The sequence below is a fragment of the Algoriphagus confluentis genome, assembly GCF_036245625.1.
GTDB lineage: Bacteria > Bacteroidota > Bacteroidia > Cytophagales > Cyclobacteriaceae > Algoriphagus > Algoriphagus confluentis.
The window spans coordinates 1-20,799 of sequence record NZ_BTPD01000020.1 but is presented as its reverse complement, the minus strand read 5'-3'; the positions used below and the strand labels follow the sequence as shown (position 1 = coordinate 20,799).

22 protein-coding genes are annotated in these 20,799 nt (G+C 37.2%); 17 read left to right on the top strand and 5 right to left on the bottom strand.

Annotated elements, in window-relative coordinates; translation table 11 throughout:
• Positions 1 to 36 precede the first annotated feature (36 nt).
• The 3 genes from AAA943_RS20675 (at position 37) to AAA943_RS20665 (ending at position 1,875) form a co-directional block, all read left to right on the top strand.
• Positions 37 to 543 carry an outer membrane protein gene (locus AAA943_RS20675; RefSeq protein ID WP_338226286.1) on the top strand — a complete coding sequence of 169 codons (507 nt, stop codon included), beginning with the start codon at positions 37 to 39 and terminating at the stop codon, positions 541 to 543.
• A 64-nt stretch (positions 544 to 607) separates the two neighbouring features.
• Positions 608 to 1,477, top strand: coding sequence for an alpha/beta fold hydrolase (locus tag AAA943_RS20670; RefSeq protein WP_338226285.1), 870 nt, complete (start codon positions 608 to 610; stop codon positions 1,475 to 1,477).
• Positions 1,474 to 1,875 carry a DoxX family protein gene (locus tag AAA943_RS20665; protein ID WP_338226284.1) on the top strand — a complete coding sequence of 134 codons (402 nt, stop codon included), beginning with the start codon at positions 1,474 to 1,476 and terminating at the stop codon, positions 1,873 to 1,875. The genes AAA943_RS20670 and AAA943_RS20665 overlap by 4 nt, the downstream gene beginning before the upstream one ends.
• A gap of 99 nt (positions 1,876 to 1,974) precedes the next feature.
• On the opposite strand, the gene AAA943_RS20660 is transcribed toward AAA943_RS20665, so the two are convergent.
• Together AAA943_RS20660 and AAA943_RS20655 are read right to left on the bottom strand one after the other, a co-directional pair.
• The gene (locus tag AAA943_RS20660) at positions 1,975 to 2,586 is read right to left on the bottom strand and encodes a hypothetical protein (protein WP_338226283.1); all 612 of its coding nucleotides are present in this window, start codon (positions 2,584 to 2,586) and stop codon (positions 1,975 to 1,977) included.
• Positions 2,587 to 2,870: 284 nt separating this feature from the next.
• Complete coding sequence (locus AAA943_RS20655; RefSeq protein ID WP_338226282.1) at positions 2,871 to 3,365, bottom strand: hypothetical protein; 495 nt, start codon at positions 3,363 to 3,365, stop codon at positions 2,871 to 2,873.
• 174 nt (positions 3,366 to 3,539) lie between these two features.
• On the opposite strand from AAA943_RS20655, the gene AAA943_RS20650 reads away from it, so the two are divergent.
• From AAA943_RS20650 to AAA943_RS20625, 6 genes are all read left to right on the top strand, one after another.
• Entirely contained in the window at positions 3,540 to 4,676 is a 1,137-nt protein-coding gene (locus AAA943_RS20650; protein ID WP_338226281.1) for a helix-turn-helix domain-containing protein, read from the top strand.
• 253 nt (positions 4,677 to 4,929) lie between these two features.
• Positions 4,930 to 5,829 carry an alpha/beta fold hydrolase gene (locus AAA943_RS20645; protein WP_338226280.1) on the top strand — a complete coding sequence of 300 codons (900 nt, stop codon included), beginning with the start codon at positions 4,930 to 4,932 and terminating at the stop codon, positions 5,827 to 5,829.
• Positions 5,830 to 6,026: 197 nt separating this feature from the next.
• The gene (locus tag AAA943_RS20640; RefSeq protein WP_338226279.1) at positions 6,027 to 6,494 is read left to right on the top strand and encodes a hypothetical protein; all 468 of its coding nucleotides are present in this window, start codon (positions 6,027 to 6,029) and stop codon (positions 6,492 to 6,494) included.
• A gap of 44 nt (positions 6,495 to 6,538) precedes the next feature.
• A complete protein-coding gene (locus AAA943_RS20635) occupies positions 6,539 to 7,147 on the top strand; it encodes a DUF2306 domain-containing protein (RefSeq protein WP_338226278.1) in 609 nt (202 codons plus the stop codon).
• 118 nt (positions 7,148 to 7,265) lie between these two features.
• Complete coding sequence (locus AAA943_RS20630) at positions 7,266 to 8,054, top strand: CPBP family intramembrane glutamic endopeptidase (RefSeq protein WP_338226277.1); 789 nt, start codon at positions 7,266 to 7,268, stop codon at positions 8,052 to 8,054.
• Positions 8,055 to 8,234: 180 nt separating this feature from the next.
• Positions 8,235 to 8,804, top strand: a complete 570-nt coding sequence (locus AAA943_RS20625; protein WP_338226276.1) for a hypothetical protein — start codon at positions 8,235 to 8,237, stop codon at positions 8,802 to 8,804.
• Positions 8,805 to 8,879: 75 nt separating this feature from the next.
• Here AAA943_RS20625 and AAA943_RS20620 read toward each other — a convergent pair whose 3' ends face one another.
• Positions 8,880 to 9,377 carry a hypothetical protein gene (locus AAA943_RS20620; protein WP_338226275.1) on the bottom strand — a complete coding sequence of 166 codons (498 nt, stop codon included), beginning with the start codon at positions 9,375 to 9,377 and terminating at the stop codon, positions 8,880 to 8,882.
• A gap of 697 nt (positions 9,378 to 10,074) precedes the next feature.
• Here AAA943_RS20620 and AAA943_RS20615 point away from each other — a divergent pair.
• From AAA943_RS20615 to AAA943_RS20580, 8 genes are all read left to right on the top strand, one after another.
• Positions 10,075 to 10,647, top strand: coding sequence for an RNA polymerase sigma factor (locus AAA943_RS20615; protein ID WP_338226274.1), 573 nt, complete (start codon positions 10,075 to 10,077; stop codon positions 10,645 to 10,647).
• Positions 10,644 to 11,111: an anti-sigma factor family protein gene (locus tag AAA943_RS20610; RefSeq protein WP_338226273.1), complete on the top strand. Its 468-nt coding sequence runs from the start codon at positions 10,644 to 10,646 to the stop codon at positions 11,109 to 11,111. The genes AAA943_RS20615 and AAA943_RS20610 overlap by 4 nt, the downstream gene beginning before the upstream one ends.
• A 39-nt stretch (positions 11,112 to 11,150) precedes the next feature.
• Positions 11,151 to 11,594 (top strand): DUF6249 domain-containing protein, encoded by a 444-nt coding sequence (locus AAA943_RS20605; protein ID WP_338226272.1) that lies wholly within the window; start codon positions 11,151 to 11,153, stop codon positions 11,592 to 11,594.
• Between the two features lie 121 nt (positions 11,595 to 11,715).
• Positions 11,716 to 13,398 carry a serine hydrolase gene (locus tag AAA943_RS20600; RefSeq protein ID WP_338226271.1) on the top strand — a complete coding sequence of 561 codons (1,683 nt, stop codon included), beginning with the start codon at positions 11,716 to 11,718 and terminating at the stop codon, positions 13,396 to 13,398.
• Between the two features lie 495 nt (positions 13,399 to 13,893).
• Complete coding sequence (locus AAA943_RS20595) at positions 13,894 to 14,466, top strand: RNA polymerase sigma factor (RefSeq protein ID WP_338226270.1); 573 nt, start codon at positions 13,894 to 13,896, stop codon at positions 14,464 to 14,466.
• Positions 14,463 to 14,930: an anti-sigma factor family protein gene (locus tag AAA943_RS20590; RefSeq protein WP_338226269.1), complete on the top strand. Its 468-nt coding sequence runs from the start codon at positions 14,463 to 14,465 to the stop codon at positions 14,928 to 14,930. Before AAA943_RS20595 ends, AAA943_RS20590 begins: the two co-directional genes overlap by 4 nt.
• 39 nt (positions 14,931 to 14,969) lie before the next feature.
• Complete coding sequence (locus AAA943_RS20585) at positions 14,970 to 15,422, top strand: DUF6249 domain-containing protein (protein WP_338226268.1); 453 nt, start codon at positions 14,970 to 14,972, stop codon at positions 15,420 to 15,422.
• A gap of 96 nt (positions 15,423 to 15,518) precedes the next feature.
• Entirely contained in the window at positions 15,519 to 16,892 is a 1,374-nt protein-coding gene (locus AAA943_RS20580) for a serine hydrolase (RefSeq protein ID WP_338226267.1), read from the top strand.
• 1,063 nt (positions 16,893 to 17,955) lie between these two features.
• Here the strand turns inward: AAA943_RS20580 and AAA943_RS20575 are convergent.
• Both AAA943_RS20575 and AAA943_RS20570 read right to left on the bottom strand, forming a co-directional pair.
• A complete protein-coding gene (locus tag AAA943_RS20575; RefSeq protein WP_338226266.1) occupies positions 17,956 to 18,543 on the bottom strand; it encodes a GrpB family protein in 588 nt (195 codons plus the stop codon).
• 758 nt (positions 18,544 to 19,301) lie between these two features.
• A complete protein-coding gene (locus AAA943_RS20570; RefSeq protein ID WP_338226265.1) occupies positions 19,302 to 19,982 on the bottom strand; it encodes a hypothetical protein in 681 nt (226 codons plus the stop codon).
• Positions 19,983 to 20,799: the final 817 nt, after the last annotated feature.

Sequence of the window (20,799 nt, the reverse complement as noted above, 5' to 3'; positions counted from 1 at the left end):
TAAAGAAAACTAAACTAAACTTACAACTACAATTAAATGAAAAAATCACTTATCATTCTCATTTTCTTCTTCGGAATAATCTTGGTTGCAAAAGCACAAGAACTTTCCCACCCACGTATTGGTGTTGGATTCCAATCCAGCTTCCCCTCGTTTGGATTGAGTGGAAAATACGATTTTACTGAAAAACATACCATACAGGCCGTATTGGGATTTTCAGGTCCATTCACTTCAATCTATGGAAGATACCTATACAATTTTGAAGAAAAAGGGGATTCCTTCGTTTATAAGCCCTACCTACTGGGGCAAATAGGTACATATTCTTACAAATACCAGACTTTTGACGGTCAAGGAAGACCTATTAATGAACGGGAAAACCATATAGGCTTTGGATTGGGAGCAGGTTTGGAATTCCATGTTCCTGAAATAACCGAAGCAGTAAGACTGAACATAGAATTGGGATTCAATCAAGTAGGATTTGAATTTTATGATTATTCAGGATTCCTAATAGGAATTGGCGGACATTATTATTTTAATCTAAAATAACAAAAAGGGAGCGAAAAGCTCCCTTTCTTATTTCACCCCTCATTCATGTAATTTAAATGAAGCTATGAATTTAGATGAGGCCAAATGGATAAATAGAGGTAGTTTCAATTTATATGGAACTGACCGAATCTTTAGAATTCAGGAAGGAAAAGGACCTCATTTGCTAATTATTCAGGGCTTAAGCACATCAAGTTCCTCTTGGGTTAGTCTGGTAGACGGGCTAAAATCACACTTCAGAGTATTATTACCAGACTTAATGGGATTGGGTTTTTCTGATCGACCAAAGAGGTATTCTTATTCCCTTGAAGATAGCGTAAAACAGATCGTTTATCTGCTAAAAAAAAATAGAATCAGCTCATTTCATATCCTTGCCCATGATTTTGGGATAAACTTAAGCTGTCTTCTTATCCCAAAAATTAAGGAAGAGTTGCGGGAAGCGAAGTTGCTTTCCGTTAGCTTCATATTTGATAAAAACTTTTTCATCCCTAAACCCTATCATTGGGATCCCAAATCACCCCATTGGGTTAAAATTCCCAAATATACTCCTACCAAATCCAAAAGAATAAAATTGCATAAATTTTCGGACGGAAATTTAGATTTTGTCAATCGCATATACCCAATTGGACTCTCCGGTGTCTTTCAACGAATCTTCAATAAAGATTTGATACCAAAAGAACTTGCCAAACTGGACACAGATAAAGACTACTATTTTATGTTTTCACCATTAAATCAATTAAAGATTCCTATCAGTTTATTTGTGACCAATCCCATTCAACCTCAAAACGAGGAATCAATAAAAAAAATCAAAAATCTAATTCCAAAGGCTAAAGTAAGAAGGTTCTCCTTTCATTCAGAGAGTTATCTTCTGGAAGTAAATCTACCGGAACTGACTTCATTCTATTTAAAAATCCACCAAAAATTTATCAAGACATGAAATCCTTTCGTTTTCCATTCCCAAGTCAAAAAATACTCCTATCATTTTTGAGAGTTTTCCTAGGCTTTCTGATGGCCACACATGGAGCAGCCAGAATCTACTATCGATCTATTGGGGATTTCGGGAAATTCCTGGAGTCAAAAGGTTTTTTTCAAGGTTTTATTATAGCCTCTGGGATAACCGCTCTAGATCTTATTGGCGGTACTCTTCTGATGCTGGGACTCTGGATAAAATGGACCTCCTTATGGTTTATTTTCGTCCTTACAATGGGCATTTTTCTTGTACATCTACCGAATGGATGGTTTGTTGTAGGGCACCAAACCGGTGGTGTTGAATATAATCTGTTACTAATTATTTGCTTTCTCCTTGCAGCTTCAACCAATAGGAAGACCTATTAATCAATTCATACTGCATTTTTTTAATAATAAGTAAGTAAAAAAATAACCCCTTCTAAGTTAAAAGGGGCTAAAAATAAAATCCAAACTATCCAGATTCAATTATTTGGTTCTTTTCAAATCAGCTTTCACCCTTTCACCCTCATTCTTTATTTCAACAATTTTTTCTACATAAGCTAGAGACTGAGTTTGGTAATGATAAATTCTTTCAATCGGAGAAGAACCGATATACATATTTCCAATGTAGCTGTTCACATATCCCTCCGTCCTAGTGACTGAATAGGTATGGTCATAATCAAAATTGGTCATTAATAGATATTTTCCAGGCATTAATCCGCTAAAAGAATAATTACCTTCATCGTCCTTTACCTCCGTTTTTGCGATACATTCATAAGCTTCTTCGGGCAAAGTTAAAGGCTCCACTCCTTTTTTACTTCTTTTTTTGTTTTCCTTAGACCAAAATTTAAAGTAATCTGTATAAGGAATGAGAATTATTTCTGTCCCTTTCCTCGCCATCTGTTTGGGATTCATATTTAAAACAGCCATACCCTTAATTGGGGATGTATTATCCCTGGCAAATACAGATCCATAAATAGAAGAAGAACCATCTTTGATGAATGGAAGAGTACTTTCCTTATCAAATTTTATATCCTGAGCTAAAAGAGGAAAGGTCAAAAAAACTAAGGATAAATAAAGTGAAATGCATATTTTCATAAGATAGAATTTATAATCGAAACTAAGGCTTGATGGGCTTTAATTGAATTAAATTTTTCAATTATTTCCTAAATATAGACCTACGTCTAATAAATTTGGATTAATCAAAAAAAAGGGACCGTATGTCCCTTTTTCTATCTAACTAAACTAAAACCATATTACAATAACTGATCTTCTTTTGAAATACCAGATTGTAGCATAAAACAAGGGAAAACAAACCGAAAAAAAATCCCCCATTTGAATGGATAATTTCTGGGATTTCATCCCCCAAATTAATGGATGATTCAACTTCTTTTAAGTCTGAACTTACCTTCTGATACTGTGAAAAACTGACTTGAATTTGATGCCCCTCTAATTGTCCCGCTAAAGCTGCCTTCAATATACTTTTCAGTTAGGGAAGAAATTCGTATCACAAAATCACCTTCCTCACCCATTTGGGAGTGAAAAGTTTCAGTTCCTGAAAGGCTATATCTGAAGATCATAATCAATCCAGAATCTGACTCCTTGAACTCTCCGACGGAAATAGGTAAGGATTCAATGTCAAATGAAAAGGAAGGGAAGTTGGAAGTTGGGTTCTGTCCAGCAAACGCTGAAAAACTTCTTGCCTCTACAACTCCTGTAGCAGAATCCTGAAATTTAAATGACTGCCCAGAAAGCTTAGCACTAATAAAATAATCATCCGAAGGTTCTTGCTCTGTTTCCGAACAGGAAAACAACAGAAAAATAAACAAACCAAATATAGCACCCCTACATATGGAACTTTTCCAAAAACTATTCATTTCTTATTAATTTTTATTGATAAAGAATAAATGTGACAGAACAAAAATTCAATTCATAACTCTCCGCCTTGCAGAGCCTCATTTTTAGACCTGTGTCTAACACTTTTTTTCCTATGGACTACTTGGAACGGTATCTTTGTAATCTAGGGTCCAAATCAAAAAACCGCAACTGAAATGATTTATATCATAGGAGTCATTATATCTTTTTTTCTCTCTGTATTAGCCTTTACCAAAAAAAACAGCAAACAATCCGATTTGATTTTAGGGTTTTGGCTCACCATAATTGCCTTACACTTGGCAATTTATTCTTTGATATTAAATCAGCTCTATTACTCCTATTCCTTTTTGTTGGGCTTCAATGTCTTTTTACCCTTTTTCCATGGTCCTCTTCTCTATCTATATGTAAGGTCCTTTTCAGGAATTAACATTTTCAGGATAAGTATTTTATTCAGGCACTTTCTACTTCCTGTTGTGGCGATTCTTGCATTCCATGACTTTTGGATTATGGATATTGAAGACAAAATAAGGGTCTTTGAATCAGAGGGAGGAGAATTTAAACCGAGATTGGCGACCTCTTACCTGATTTTGGAACTGAGTGGAATATTCTATTTAATTCTTACAATACAAAAACTCCGAATTCATAAAAAGAGACTAAAAGATACCTATTCCTTTACAACCAAGATGGAGCTCAACTGGCTTAAATTCATCTTTTGGGGAATGTCCATAATATGGATTTGCATCATCTTTCTAGGAAACGACCAGTTAATATTTTTCACCGTAAGTCTGTTTGCCATTCTGATTGGCTTTTTCGGAATTCGACAGTCGGGAGTATTTTCTGATTTAGGGACTCTTGCCTTCTCGGAGTCTCAAACTGGGTTTACCCATTTTGAACCTTCCCAAATCCAGGCTCCGGACCAAGCTCCTGAAAAAGAAAAATATCACAAGTCAAGTCTTCGGGAAGATTCCGCTAAGGAGATCCATCAACTTCTTTTAGCGGTTATGGAAAACCAAAAACCCCATCTAAACCCTGAACTAAACCTTGGTGAATTGGCTGAACTGGTAAATACCCCAACCAATCATCTTTCTCAGGTGATCAATGAAATCGAACAGGTTAATTTTTATGATTTCATTAACCGATGGCGTGTCGAGGAATTTAAAACGCTTTCCCAAAATCCAGAATATTACAAATTGACCCTCACGGCCATTGCCTACGAATGCGGATTCAACTCCAAGGCAACTTTTAACAGAGCATTTAAAAAAATCACAGGGGAATCCCCTACCCTATTCCTCAAAACCCAAAAAGTTTCTTAGGTGGAAGGGAAATAATCTAAAAACCTTTGAAAATTGGTCTCATCCTACCCAAAGAGCCAAATGAACAGGCGCTATTCCTGAATTTTGAACTCAACTAAACCAAAAAAAGATGAGTTCAAAAAATCAAATAAACAGGAAATGGAAATTCTGTTTCCCTAATTTTTCAATCGCCATTAGCTTAATCCTCATACTTCTTTCGTGTACCGAAGGCAGGGAGATTACTGAACCGGGACTTTTGGTTCCCAAAACGGTTATGGAAGATTCATCTATCCCGGCCATTACCATAAATGGAATTCGGCTCCATGCTGAAGCTTTTGGGAATCCGGAGGATGATCTAATTGTATGCCTTCATGGAGGCCCAGGTTCAGATTTTGGCTACCTGTTAAATGCAAAAGAACTGGCTACCCGCGGTTATCGAGTTGTACTATATGATCAAAGGGGATCCGGATTATCACAACGTCTCCCTAAGTCTACCTACACGAGTAAACCTCAGGAAGCTATTCAAAACCTTTTCGAAGAGTTACAAGGAGTTATTAACCATTACAGAGTCAAGGAAGATCAAAAGGTCTATTTGCTTGGTCATTCCTGGGGAGCCATGCTAGCCACTGGATTCTCAGGAAAATCTCCCAGCGAAGTGGACGGGCTAATCTTATTTGAGCCAGGAGGCTTGGTTTGGACGGATGTAAAAGAATACGTCAGCAATTCTCGGGCATTTGGACTTTGGAGTGAATTACTCAATGACGTGGCATTTTTGGACCAATTTCTTACCGGATCTATTTCTCAACATGAAATTCTGGATTATAAAATCAGCATAGTAGACTCAGGAAACCCTATCACTGATGTAGAAGGAGACGATGGTGCAATTAGTTTTAGGTATGGAGCCGTGATTAATACTGCCCTGTTTGAGGTTGGAGAAAAGATCAAACCTGATTTTTCTATAGGTATAGAAAATTTCCAAAAGGATGTTCTGTTTCTGTACAGCGAACACAACCAAGCCTATCCCGATAGTTGGGCTACCCGAATCTCTTCGGTTTATCCCACCATCTCTCTGGAAAAAATAGCGGGCACTGGCCATAATGGGATGGTTACCAATACCACTGTTTGGCGCCAACAAACCTTACCTCTTATTCTAAACTACCTAAACCAACAATAAAAATCATTATGAAATATTATTTGCTACTATTTCTTTTTCTTTTACAAATACCAAAAGGCATTTCTCAGAGTTTTAACCCTAGCACCTGGAACCGAGAAAGCAAGAACCTAGCACATCTGGGATTAGGTTTTGAATTCTCAAGCATCCTTCAGGCTGGTTATGAAAGACAAATCAGCAAAAAGGGACATCCCAAATTTTTGTACCTGAACCAAACCATTCCTTTTGGAAATTCATTTCTGGACGACTTCAAAACAGAAATTGGATACGGCTCCTGGTATACCTATGAAAATTTCGGGGCCAATATTAGACTGGGCGGCATTTTTAGAAGACTTGAAATGGAAAAAGTTCGTCTGTTAAACTTTGGAAGTCAGGTAACGGTCAGTCTTGGCTATTACAAACCCAAGTTTTTCATTTCAGCCGAGGGTGGATTTGACAAAGCCATTGTCACTCACTTTAAGCATTCAGCATCCTACCGCAGCAGTGTATTTATTGACGGCTGGTATAATCCTTCTACAGGAGGAAATTTACATGCAGGAATCACTGCAGGACTCCTAGCCAAAAAGACTGATTACAGTTTGGCGATAGGAAGGATTGTAGCCCAGGATTGGCAGACCAATCCATTGATTCCCTTTTACGCAAAATTCTCCATTGCAAAAAGATGGTAAACCAATTCAAGGTTGCATGGATAATAACACGCTTATTCCAATTTTTGGGAATATCCCTATGCCTCCTGGTTGGCTTGATGCCTTATGTCATCCTGTATCTAGGGAAGAAGTTTCCGATAGAGTTTACCAAGGATCCCGAGCTCTATAAAAACAGGCTCTGGTATATTTCCTTTATTAGCCATGCCAGTCTTGGGGGAATCCCCCTACTGCTTGGTTGGCCTCAGTTTATTCCTTCATTTCAGCGAAACCATGTCCAAGCACATCGGAGGGTGGGAAAGGTGTATGTTTTCACATTTTTAATTACCACAATCAATGGATTCCTGATTTCCTTTTTCGCAACCCATGGATGGATACCTGCATTTGGTTTCGCAACCGTAGCTCTTATTGGATTTTACACCACCTTGCAGGGATATCTGCACATCAGAAACAGGAAGATTCTTCTTCATCAAAAATTTATGTACCTAAGTTATGGATGCTGTTTTTCAGCGGTCAATTTCAGACTGGTTCAAAGCCTCCTTTCTCTTGTTTCCAACAGTGAAAAGCTCAATTACCAGATTAGTGCATGGGCTGCCTGGGTGCCTACCCTACTATTGGTTTACTATTTTCAGTTTTTCCGCAAAAAACATCGAAAAGTAGAGTTTAAACCGAATTAATCTAAACAAGATCACCCAGCCTTACAAGCCAATGGCAGCTCACATGCACTAGGTAAAATAACACGATCCAAGCATTTAAATATTTGACCAATAACTGAATTACCTAAAATTCAACCCAATGAATAAAAATGATGAGCATGGCCTTTTTAAAAAAGATCAATATTCCCTGAAAGAAATACTTCTCATTTGGGTCTGCTCTGCTTTGCCCATGCCTCTCTTGGCTTTCTTGGCGCCAGCCAAACTGGCAGGTGCAGTTAACATTCCCTTGGTGATTTCATTTTGGCTTTGTTTGGTTGGCGGTTTATTCTGGCAATTCCTCCTATCCCTGCTAATCTTGAAAAAAGAAGGTCATGCTTTTTTTTCCTTTGAAACCTGGAAAAATCGACTGAAATTTCAACTTCCCAAAAACCCAAAAACCGGGAAATCAAATCCTTGGCTTTTCATTGCTGTACTTCCTTTTATCGGATTAAACGCAGTCATTTCCGCTGATATCGGTTTTCCGGATCTTGACAGTTTTATTTCTCCTTATTTTGAAAATCTTCCGAAATATGATCTTTCAGGCCTCGCCTCTCCGGAATACCAAGGAGCTTGGTGGATTCTAGGACTATATCTGGTCACTTTTGCCTTTAACTATATCCTGGGAGAAGAGATGATCTATAGAGGGATACTTCTTCCCAAAATGAAAGGTGTTTTCGGTAAGTGGGATTGGGCTGCCAATGGAGTTTTGTTTGGGATGTATCATCTGCATAAACCCCAGATCATATTTTCCACTGCCCTACTATTTGGGTTTGTTTTTGCATTTCCATCTTCCAGGCTTCAATCCAGTTGGATGGCCGTCATTATTCATGGATTGGAAGGATTGCTGGGATTGGCATTGGTGCTTGCGGTTATATTGGGCATGGGCTAAACCCAACTTCAAGCGATAAAATAAAAATTCATACCTCCTGGTAAGACTCGTTAAGGAAAACAGTTGAAATCTTAACTATGGTTAACAGAGAATAAGCTCAAGAAATGTCATTTTTGGCCTACAATAAAAATCAATTGAATGACATTTAAAATGAAAGGATTACAAAAGACCTATTTAGTAATGACGCTTTCAGTTCTGTTCGCCTGCCAGGAAAAAGCGGAGGAAAAACAAATTGCATCCGACAATCCAAAGTTGATTGAACTGGTTAAAAAAGATCAGGAAATGCGGTCGGGAGACATGAGTGGAATGAATGCAGGAATAGATTTGGAACACCGAAAACAGGTATTCGAAATGCTTGCCAAGGGAGAAATCAAGACTGCCAAAGACAAGATGAATGCAGCCCTGATTTTACAGCACACCAATCTGGGGTATTGCGGTGAGGAATTGATCAGTGAAAGTGTGGAGAATTACTACTTGGCTACTTTACTCTCAGAGCAGGCTTTCCTGGAAGGATTGGAAGATGCCAGGGCCATGTATGCAGCTAATTTGGACAGATACCTATGGCTTACTGTAGGCATTCAAAAATATGGTACCCAAAAAGTATATGTTGAAGAAGCAGATGACTTTTACTGGGTGCCGATAGACACGCTTACCACGGACCAGGAGCGAATTGAATTTGGAATTTCACCCTTGAAGGATCTCTTGGAACAAGCCTCCATGAATTCCTATCCCAAGCAAAATTTACTTTAACAGCCCAAAAAAAATCTGCTCCTAAGCTTAAAAATGAAAGTTTTGGAGCAGATTTTTATTTTTACCCAAAGTCAATCAACCTATTGGTAAACGAAATTCACCTTCCGAAACCACTAGGGCTTGATTTGTATCACTTTGTCTTCTCAAGGTCCCTTTAAAGGTACCTTGAACCACCGTACTGCTTAATGAGGTAATTGTAATCACAAAGTCAGTTTCGTTTCCAATTTTTGAACTATATATCTCAGTTCCTGAAACACTATATCGAAAAACCATATCTATTCCAGAATCAGTTTCTTTGTATTCCCCAATAGAAATCGGCACTGATTCAATTCCAAAAGAAAAGGATGGATATTCCGAACCGGGATTTTCCCCTGAAAAGCCTATAAGAAGCCTAGGCTCCACCACACTGGTCGTAGAACGGTTGAATTGAACAAGCTGAGAGCCAATTTTTGCTCTCGTGTAAAAACTCCCACTTGGTTCCTCCTCTTGCTTTTCACTACAAGAATTTAAAAAGGTGAGGGACAACATCAATAAAAATATGACCATCCCAAGTCTACTAGCAGATTTTGTCATCTGTGAGATTGATTTATGAATTTAGCAACCTAAAACTTGATATATCACCTGACATTTAAAAAGAAATCGTTTAGATGATGAGATTTTTTGGACCTAAGTCTTAAAAACTCAGATTTTTTTTGGAATAAAATTTTTCTGGTGATTTTGATATTCTGCAACTTGACCACCAGCTGTAATGAGATATTATTTACTCTTTCTTATTGGACTTGTCCAAATCCCTTTGGGTTCCGCCCAGGAAATCTCCGGATCAATCCTGATGGATTCCCTGGTAAATCAGCTTAAATCAATCCAAAGCAGCTTAATCTATTGTCTAGTTTTTTGTTGCAAATCCACCTCACTAATTTTAGAAAGTAACTTACTTCGGTTCCAATAGGGGCTTCTCAGATCATAAACAGTTCGCATATTAAACCTTTTTAATTAATAATTAGGATTTATAAAATCAACTAATGGAAGTTAAAAGAGGATTATTCATAAACCAAGAATTAAACTGAGTCAGAGTTTAGTTCTCTTCATAACCCGAACGAATAATTCATCTCCAATTACAGCTAGCATATTCCAAATTTGGACAGGCAATAACCTAAAGATTTCCTAATTTAAATTCGATGCATTACGCCTCCCATGACAAACTCTGCTCAACACAAAATAAAATACCAATTTTTTGCAACCGAATTAAAAGTTGAAGGTCTAATCAAGAAATATGAGTAAGGAAGGCTTTCAAGTTTCAGATGAAGATCTAGTTGAAAAAATATTGAATGGAAACATTCAAAGCTTTGCTATTGTGGTAAAAGACACAGAAAAGCTGGTTACTCAAATTGTGAGAAAAATGATCAGCAATGAAGATGATCAAAAAGATCTAGTTCAGGAAATTTACCTGAGGGCATATCAAAGTCTTTCCTCATTTCAATTCAAATCCAAATTATCTACCTGGATTGCAACCATTGCTTACAATAGAACGATTATTCACCTGCAGAAAAAGAAAATCCCGATTACCGACATCACCGAGAGCAGGGATGAGAAATTTCCGATTATTGAAAATCCGGAATCGGCTACGATTAAGGCAGAAGAAGCATTAATTCTTCAGACCGAGATTGCCAGACTCCCACCCTTGTACAAGACCTTAATCACTCTTTACCATCTGGAAGAGCTTCCTACCAAAGAAATTGCGGAAATCACCAATTTACCGGATGGCACAGTCAAAAGTTACCTCTTTAGAGCAAGAAAAATCTTAAAGGATAATATCTCTCAACATTATTCCCAATCCTCATCATGAAAAGCTCCCATTTAACCGAAGAAAATTTACAGGCCTATCTGCTCGGGGAAATCCAGGAGAAGTCTATTGCTGAACACCTTTCTACTTGTTCAGGGTGTCAAAAAAATCTTGAAGAGTATCATCGTCTGCTAGAGAGGATCCAGAAAATAAATCATGAACCTTTCCCCTTTGACCTTACGGCTCTGGCTATGGAAACTGTAATCCGCTATGAGAAAAAAAGAAGCCTCAAAAGAGAATGGGTATTTTGGGGCAGCTTGTTTTTTCTCCTTCTCGGAATTTCATCTTTATCCATTCCCTATTTCTCTGAAATAAAAGCCATCCTTTATCCCAAATCTTCCATTATCAACTTATTGACTATTGGAACCGGATTAGCTGTCCTGTTTTTCTTAACAGCTGACCTTATCCGCCAGTTCAACAAGAAAACAACTCAGCTATTTAAAAATAATATGCAACCGACTGCCTGAATCCCTGTCTAATTGGTTAGAATACAAAATCACTCAACAATGAAAAAATTAATCACAAGTCTATTGATTGCCGCTGCGACAGTTCGGGGCATTTCCAAATGCCAGGCCATGTCGGCAACTGCTTCAAATGAAGTTCCAGCTACCACCACCAATGGCTCTTTAGGTGAAATTATCCTTCCCATTCTATTCATCGTATTTCTGGTATTCATGCTGGTTTCTATGATTCGGTATTTCCTGGATTACCGGTTAAAAAATAAGCTCATTGAACGGGGAATGGCCGAGCAGTTATCGGCCTATTTGTTGGAAAAAAATGACCGGGAAAAGCAGAATGAAGCAATCAAATTAGCCATTTTGTTTTCCGGTTTGGGAGTCGGTTTGACTACTGTCTATTTTACTGCCCCCCTAGATATCCATTCTTTAGCCGTCATGGCTATCAGCTTAGGATTAAGTTATTTAGCCTATTTTCTTTACCTACGCAGGTAAAAACAAACTCCCAATCACTCGACTCTGCTTTTGAAAAATCAAAAACCTGAACCTAGGTTTCATGGCAGCTTATTGTCAAAAAATTAAAACCCTTAGTTAAAATAATCTCAACTCAAAACTCATGAAATATTTATTTACGTTGGTGGCAATATTTATAGCACACCTTTTATTTGGACAAAAACCAGAAAGCTCTGCAAACAAAAGCTCCTCTTTGGGATTCCAAATAGAAAAAACATCTGCATCAGAAATAAATTCCATTTTCAATCAAGCCTATCCCCCCGAATCCCCGGGTGCAGCAGTTTTGATTGCTAAAGACGATAAAGTAATTTATAGAAAGGCCTTTGGAATGGCCAACTTGGAATTACAGGTGCCCATGAACCCAGAAAATGTATTTCAGCTGGCTTCCATCACCAAGCAATTTACCAGCGTGTCCATTTTGATGCTGATGGAACAGGGCAAACTCAACCTGAAAGACCCTTTGACCAAATACCTTCCAGACTTCCCCAGAGGAAACGAAATTACGCTTCACCATTTATTGAATCACACCTCAGGGATTGTTAGCTATACCAACCTGCCCGAGTTTAGAGCAAAGACCAGATTGGATCTCAGTCCTGAAGATATCATCAGCAGCTTCAAAGATTTACCCTTGGAATTTAATCCGGGAGAAAATCAGGCATATAGCAATTCAGGATATGTTCTATTGGGTTTTATCATTGAGCAACTGTCTGGTATGAGTTATGGGGAATTTATCCAGAAAAACATTTTTGACAAGCTGGGCATGAAAAATTCCTATTACGCTGATCCCTACAAAATCGTTCCCAACAGGGCATCGGGATACCAACTCTACGAAGGCAATTTTGAAAATCCTGAGTACATGAGCCCTACTATTCCCTATGCGGCAGGCTCTCTGTTGTCCACCATTGATGATATGTTTTTATGGAACAAAGCCATTCATCAGAACACACTTATCTCCGAAAAAAGCAAACAGCTTGCCTTCGCAAATCAGACCTTATCCAACGGGAAGACTATCAACTATGGGTACGGTTGGTACATCAATGAAATTGCGGGTATCCCTACGATTGAACATCCAGGTGGCATTAATGGCTATACCACCTCTGGAATCTATATCCCGGAAAGCAATATCTACTCCATTGTATTGACCAACCTAGAAGATGGAATAGGCGCAGAACCCCATAATATAAAAGTTGTTTCTGCCCTTTTAGGTCAACCCATATCACAAAAAGTTGTAGCAGAAATCCCTGAAGAAGAATTAAAAAAATGGGTTGGAGCCTACCAGTTTGACGATGTACTCCGCTTTATATCCTATGAAAATGGTGCACTATACAGCATCAGGGAAGGTGGCCGCCCTTTAAAGCTTGAACCTTACTCCGCCAATGAATTTGGTTTCGAAAACCGGTCTGGAAATTATAAGTTTTCTTTGGTCAATGGAAAAAAGGAGGTTCTTTATTCAGACAGGATAGACAAAAGCATAGGTAGGGAAACAGACAAAAAACCTTTATCAGAAAAAGAAACCATCCAGCTACCTCCCGCAATCCTAGCCAAATATGTCGGCGTGTATGAGCTTCAACCTTCTTTTCAAATTGAAGTGGAAATGAAAAATGACAGGCTATATGCCTTGGCAATGGGTCAGCCTGCAATTGAGCTATTCGCACAATCAGAGAATAGCTTCTTTATCAAAGAGATAGGCGCTCAAATTGTGTTTATCAGTAATCCCGAAGGAATTGTGGAAGGTCTTAGCTTTTCACAGGGAGGCAATACCATGGAAGGAAAAAAAATCAAGTAGGAGAACCCGGTTTAAATAAAAAGAAACCAATTAGTAGAAATGGCGGGTTAGGTATTCCTTCCCCGCCATTTTTAATTCCCCTTCTCCCAAAAACGAAATAAACAAAAACTTTTTCATTTTCCCTACCCTTCTCAGGGGCAGCAAATCTGAGACAATGCTTTTGGAGACTCTAAGAGATAGTTTTCTTGCCACAAAAAATAGAAAGACTATCAATATCAAAAAAAGTCAAATCGGAATAAAAAAGGACACTCTCAAATCCCAAATTGGGGAAGAAAACAAGCTTAAACTAGATCAATTAGCCGATGCAAAGCAGATAAACAAAAGCTATTTAATAGAAAGGGGCTAAGGTTCTCTTTCAAAGAAATCCACCAAACCATGGGGAATCAAAGCCAAATCCAAGACCAAACTAAGGCAAATTAACCATCACTCTCGGGTATTCCCGAAAAAACAGATTTTTTGCAACCGAATTAAAAGTTGAAGGTCTAATCAAGAAATATGAGTAAGGAAGGCTTTCAAGTTTCAGATGAAGATCTAGTTGAAAAAATATTGAATGGAAACATTCAAAGCTTTGCTATTGTGGTAAAAGACACAGAAAAGCTGGTTACTCAAATTGTGAGAAAAATGATCAGCAATGAAGATGATCAAAAAGATCTAGTTCAGGAAATTTACCTGAGGGCATATCAAAGTCTTTCCTCATTTCAATTCAAATCCAAATTATCTACCTGGATTGCAACCATTGCTTACAATAGAACGATTATTCACCTGCAGAAAAAGAAAATCCCGATTACCGACATCACCGAGAGCAGGGATGAGAAATTTCCGATTATTGAAAATCCGGAATCGGCTACGATTAAATCAGAAGAAGCATTAATTCTTCAGACCGAGATTGCCAGACTCCCACCCTTGTACAAGACCTTAATCACTCTTTACCATCTGGAAGAGCTCCCTACCAAAGAAATTGCGGAAATCACCAATTTACCGGATGGCACAGTCAAAAGTTACCTCTTTAGAGCAAGAAAAATCTTAAAGGATAATATCTCTCAACATTATTCCCAATCCTCATCATGAAAAGCTCCCATTTAACCGAAGAAAATTTACAGGCCTATCTGCTCGGGGAAATCCAGGAGAAGTCTATTGCTGAACACCTTTCTACTTGTTCAGGGTGTCAAAAAAATCTTGAAGAGTATCATCGTCTGCTAGAGAGGATCCAGAAAATAAATCCTGAACCTTTCCCCTTTGACCTTACGGCACTGGCTATGGAAACTGTAATCCGCTATGAGAAAAAAAGAAGCCTCAAAAGAGAATGGGTATTTTGGGGCAGCTTGTTTTTTCTCCTTCTCGGAATTTCATCTTTATCCATTCCCTATTTCTCTGAAATAAAAGCCATCCTTTATCCCAAATCTTCCATTATCAACTTATTGACTATTGGAACCGGATTAGCTGTCCTGTTTTTCTTAACAGCTGACCTTATCCGCCAGTTCAACAAGAAAACAACTCAGCTATTTAAAAATAATATGCAACCGACTGCCTGAATCCCTGTCTAATTGGTTAGAATACAAAATCACTCAACAATGAAAAAATTAATCACAAGTCTATTGATTGCCGCTGCGACAGTTCGGGGCATTTCCAAATGCCAGGCCATGTCGGCAACTGCTTCAAATGAAGTTCCAGCTACCACCACCAATGGCTCTTTAGGTGAAATTATCCTTCCCATTCTATTCATCGTATTTCTGGTATTCATGCTGGTTTCTATGATTCGGTATTTCCTGGATTACCGGTTAAAAAATAAGCTCATTGAACGGGGAATGGCCGAGCAGTTATCGGCCTATTTGTTGGAAAAAAATGACCGGGAAAAGCAGAATGAAGCAATCAAATTAGCCATTTTGTTTTCCGGTTTGGGAGTCGGTTTGACTACTGTCTATTTTACTGCCCCCCTAGATATCCATTCTTTAGCCGTCATGGCTATCAGCTTAGGATTAAGTTATTTAGCCTATTCCCTCTATTTAAAAAAACAAAATAAATAAATTATCAACAAATCATTTATATCTGGAATTTTTGTCTCAATAAATAATCCTAAACACATTAAAATAAAATCATTAAAGAAATCCAGAATTCAAAAAATGAAATACCTATTCTTATTAATAGGGCTAATAATAGCTCAAATTACTTTTGGACAAAATCAAGTTCAAAAAATTGATAGTCTATTAAATCCACTATTCAAAAATGGTCAAATCAATGGAAATTTCTTAATTGCCGAGAAAGGGAAAGTGATTTATAAAAGAAGCTTTGGTTTGGCAAATGAAGAAACGAAACAACCGCTAAACGAAAAATCAATATTTGAAATAGCATCTGTTACTAAACAATTTACAGCTACAGCAATTATGATTCTTAATGAAGAAGATAAATTAAACTTAGATGATGATATTTCAAAATTTTTTCCTGAACTAATATTTTACAAAGGTATAACGATTAGACATTTGCTAAATCATACAAGTGGCTTACCCGATTATATGGAATTACTCGAAAAGAATTTTGATAAATCAAAAATTGAAACAAATAATGATATTATAACATTTTTTGCACAAAAACAACCTAAAGTAGTTTTTGTGCCAAGCTCAAAATATGAATATTCTAATACTGGATATATATTTTTAGCTTCAATTATTGAGAAAGTATCTAGTGAAACGTACGATGGCTTTTTACAGAAAAATATTTTTAAACCTCTAAAAATGAATAACACATTTGTTTACAAACGAAGATCTGAACCTAAAAAAATTGACAACTATGCTTACGGGTATGTGTATTCAGATAGTTTAAAACAATATATTTTACCAGATTACTTAGAAGAAACAAAATTTGTTAATTGGCTTGATGGAGTTGTAGGTGATGGGGGAATAAATTCAACAATAAACGACTTGTTAAAATGGGATAGAGCTTTATATACAAATAAGCTCTTATCGAAAGCAGCAATGATTGAAATGTTCAGTATTACAAGCTTAAAGGATAATACACAAATTGAATATGGCTATGGTTGGCAAATTGAAAATCATAATGAATTTGGAAAAATTGTATATCATGGTGGTGGATGGCCAGGGTACTCGACATTCTTTGCCAGACATCTTACAGATGACAAAACAATTATTATCCTTCAAAATCACGACAATATTACTTTACCTGTACATTCCATTAGAAATATTCTATATAGGAAAGATGAAGCAATGAATATAATTTCAAGTGCTGATCAATTGCAAAAATTTGTTGGTGCTTATGAAATTCAGCCAGGTTTTATTATTGAGGTTGAAAAACTAAACAACCAACTATATGCAAAAGCAGCAGGACAACCAACCCTGGAGCTTATTCCACAACCAGAAAATAGTTTTCTATTAGAAGAGATAGAAGCAAAAGTAATTTTTAATTTCAATTCTGAAGGCACTGTGAAAAGCCTTACATTTTCTCAGGGAGGAATGGAGATTGAAGGGAAAAAAATCAAGTAGGAGAACCCTGTTTAAATAGTAAGAAACCACTCAGAAGAAATGGCTGAGAGGGAATATCTAACCCGCCATTTTTAATTCACATTCTCCCAAAGACGAAATAAACAAAAACTTTTTCATTTTCCGTGCCCTTCTCAGGGGCAGTAAATCTGAGGTGCAGCTTTTGGAAATCGGTAGGATAGGTCTTTTTTACCCGATAAAATGAAAAAAATTTGAGATCAAAAAAGGTCTAATCGGAAGAAAAAAGAACGTCCTTAAATTCAAAAGTGTGGAAGAAAACAAGCCTTATCGAAATCAGCAAGCCAATGAAAAACGGTAAAAAACAACAGCAAGCTGCTACCTAAAGTATAGAACTGATATTAAAGAAATCCACCAATCAACCGGGAATCTATACCAGAGACAATACCAAAAACAGACAAAGCAAATCAAACTCTCGAAAATAAAGATATTCCAAAACCTTTTGAACCTCGGAAAGGCCTTCCAACTTATTTTCTCTGCAAAGTGTAACATGGGCCAGAATCAACCCAAATTGCTCCGGATTGAATCTTTTCCGAACAAACTCAATAGCTATGGATTCTACAGGATTCCAAAACAAAGTCAACTGAATTCTTTTCAGGTGGGATTAGAAAAACCCACTTGCCCCGAGGCAGAAATGAAGGCAAACATTCCTGATTTGGCAGATACCGGTCTTTTACAATTCTCTGAAAAATGACACTTATTAGCCCAATTAAAAATACCTAAATTGGGTGATTTACTTTTAAACATCTTTCCTGATATCCTATGGATCAGGCCCTTACACCCAATCTTTTGCTGATTTCTCTATTTTAAAGGTAAAGAGTTCTTTTCATTTAAAAAGTTAGCTCTCCGTTTTGAATTCCTATCCCCATGGCTTTTCTCTTCAATTTGATTTTTGCATCCCAAAGAGCACATCGGGGTATGGAATTAATTGCTAAACCCTTCACCTCAGAAAAGGATTTATTCAAAAGCCATGAAAAGTTTATTTAAAAATATAAAGCCTAGCAGATTTGAAAATTAAGAACACTATTTAACCCAAGAAGTAAATTGGTTACACTACTGAAGAATCAAGCCTAGACTTTAAATCCCCAAAATCTTTAAAAAGGCATCGGGTAGATTGCTTTTCCTTCGCTATACACTCGTCAACAAAAGCATTGACGTTTAATTCCTTCAATTCTGCATATCGTTTTCTATCCTGATCGGCCTTTTCAGCCAAGTGATATTTCATTTCCTGATAGGTAATTCTTGCCCAATCATTTTTCCTTAAAAAATCCCTAAACAGGACATGTCTTTCTAAAGGCCCACTATTTATTGGACAAGCATAAAGATGATGGGGGATCGAATCCAGTACTGGATGGTGAAAAATCCCATTACGCTTGAAAACTTCCCGGAATTGGATCCCCTGATTTCCGTTATGGAAATAGCCCAAATCCATCAATCCCCGTTTGATATTTTCCAAGTCAGCCTCTTGCTGATAAACAATATCAATATCTATAATGGGTTTGGCATCCAAATTCGCGACAGCGGTACTTCCCACATGTTCAATCCTAAATTCGATTCCAATTAACCCGTTTTCAATTTCCTGTTTTATATCCAGAAAGTGGGCAATCCAATTAGGTGTATATTTTTCAAGTATCATTTCTGGTTTCTAAATTTAAAAAAGGGTCCAAAAAAAGTGAAAATGACATCATCAGCAACCTAAGAACAGGTAAATGAGGCACCATCAAGAATGGTAAGTCTTTAAATGTATTTCCAGACTCAAAACTGGTATAAGCCCTCAAAAAACTGTCCCTATGCAATAAATGAAACTAATCACAGGGCAATTGAAATTGAGCTCCTTCTTAATTATTCAAAACCCAGTACCCAAATATTATTCATTACTGACTCCATATGCTTCCTCGGTTGAATTAATTCTCCATTTCCACGATTTATGGATAATCAACAATAAAAAGAATATCTCTATACTGGCAATAACAAGGTAATGGGGTGTTAAACTACCCCCTGCTACAACATAAATAAGTAAATAAAGCTGCGAAAATATTGGCCAATCGGTTAACCCTAATGGATAATTCTCTAGAAAAATAAATCATTAGTATCGGGATATTGGTAACTAGGGCAGCAACGCCCATAGTTAGTTCTATTTACCCTGGAATAGACAAGATATTTCCATTAACAAGTTCAATCATAATGGAGAAAATATCTGCAAAGATCATATTAATCAAGACCACTATCCACAAGGTGGAAAGTCTAGCTTTAAGATCGGAGACCCTTGTGATTTTCATCTAACGCTTAAAATTTTTACTTAATCCAATTTCAAAATGAAACTAAATTTCAAAAGAAGTTAAGTCACAGGATCCTGATCCTCAACTTATGCCTATAGAAAACTTAGAGGGATCCCTATTCGATTCCCGATACCACCAGATTGGTAAAATAGGCCTCTGTTCCTGGACCGATCCATAATCCTATGCTCCCCTGCTGATCAGGACCATGTTTTAAATCATTGATAAGCAGGGTGGGTTGAGCGTTTCCATGGACAAACAATTTGGCCTGATTTCCTTTTACCTCGATTCTTACTTTGGTCCAAACACCAGGCTCCAAATCCACATAGGATTCGTATTTCTCAGGAAACTCACGGCGCAGAGTCTGCCAAGGATAATCCGGAAAGGAAATGTATTGCACGGAATGATTCCTTCTGACTTGATCCTGGGCTCTTCCGTTAGTAGGACGAAGGTAAATACATTCAAATTTGGAATTGTCCTGATTGATCCGGAAAGCTATTCCCACAAATCCTCTTGCCTGTTCAGAGGAGTTTTCTGCAGGTTTACCGGTAAGATCAATCTCTATAATTCCGTCTTTAAAATTTAGGTGATTGATTTTCAAAAATTTGACTTCGGTATTTTCTCCTGCATCCACCACTTTGAGAGATTTTTTCCCTTGATAAAATTCCTCGGAAATATTTACTCTCACAGGAGTAAGGTTTTGGATTTCCAATAGAGAACTTGAGTTTTGCAAGTCTTGAGCATTTCCCCTACTAGTGAGTGAAATGAAAACGATGATAAGGAGGAAAATGGACTTCATTTGCGTGGAATTTGAATAGCGGAAATGGAATAATTACAAAATCTTTTCTTGGATACAGAAGTATATATAAGGTGAATCTATCAGTAGAGGATCTTTTAAATCGAGATTTCATTCTATCTCGAAAATTGCACAGGGAGAATTTTCAGGAAAGTCTACAAAATCCCAGGCTTTTCTGAAAAATCCCTTTACAAAGGAAGAGTTTCTTTCAATTCCTTCTATCACCTATTTTGGGGGATTCCATCAATTGTAAGAAATTTTTCTTAATCTCAACTAGTGTCTCCTGACAACAACATATTTGAATCCCTTTTGCTTATGATCAATACACAACTGATTTTCAGGGTTCAAGGCTCCAGAAACTTCCTGAAATAGAAATCCAAAGAAGCCAAACATTAAAAACCTGTTATAAAAGACATTGACGTTACTTATCGGAAAAAAGAAGCCAAGGAAAATATTTAATAAAGAGAAAGTTGGGAAAAGATGAAGAATATAGCTTATGCAACCGGGTAGAATAACTATAGGACTAATACCTCAAAAAGATATGCTATAATTGTATTACAAACAACATGGTTTGCCGGAAATTAAACCCGAAAGTCATGTATTTTTTTAAATACCTAAACTATTAATTCAAACCGAGCATTATGCTAAAACCCAGATTCAAGTAATAAGTGCAACACTAAAGGTTTAAGGAAGGAAGCCTAGGCTTCCTTCCTTAGGCTGAAGAATTAAATTAGTGTTGTCATGCAGAAATTCAATCATCTCAGCCCAGAGCAAAGGTACCAAATCGAAATTTTAATCAAACAAGGGGTGACTCAGACCG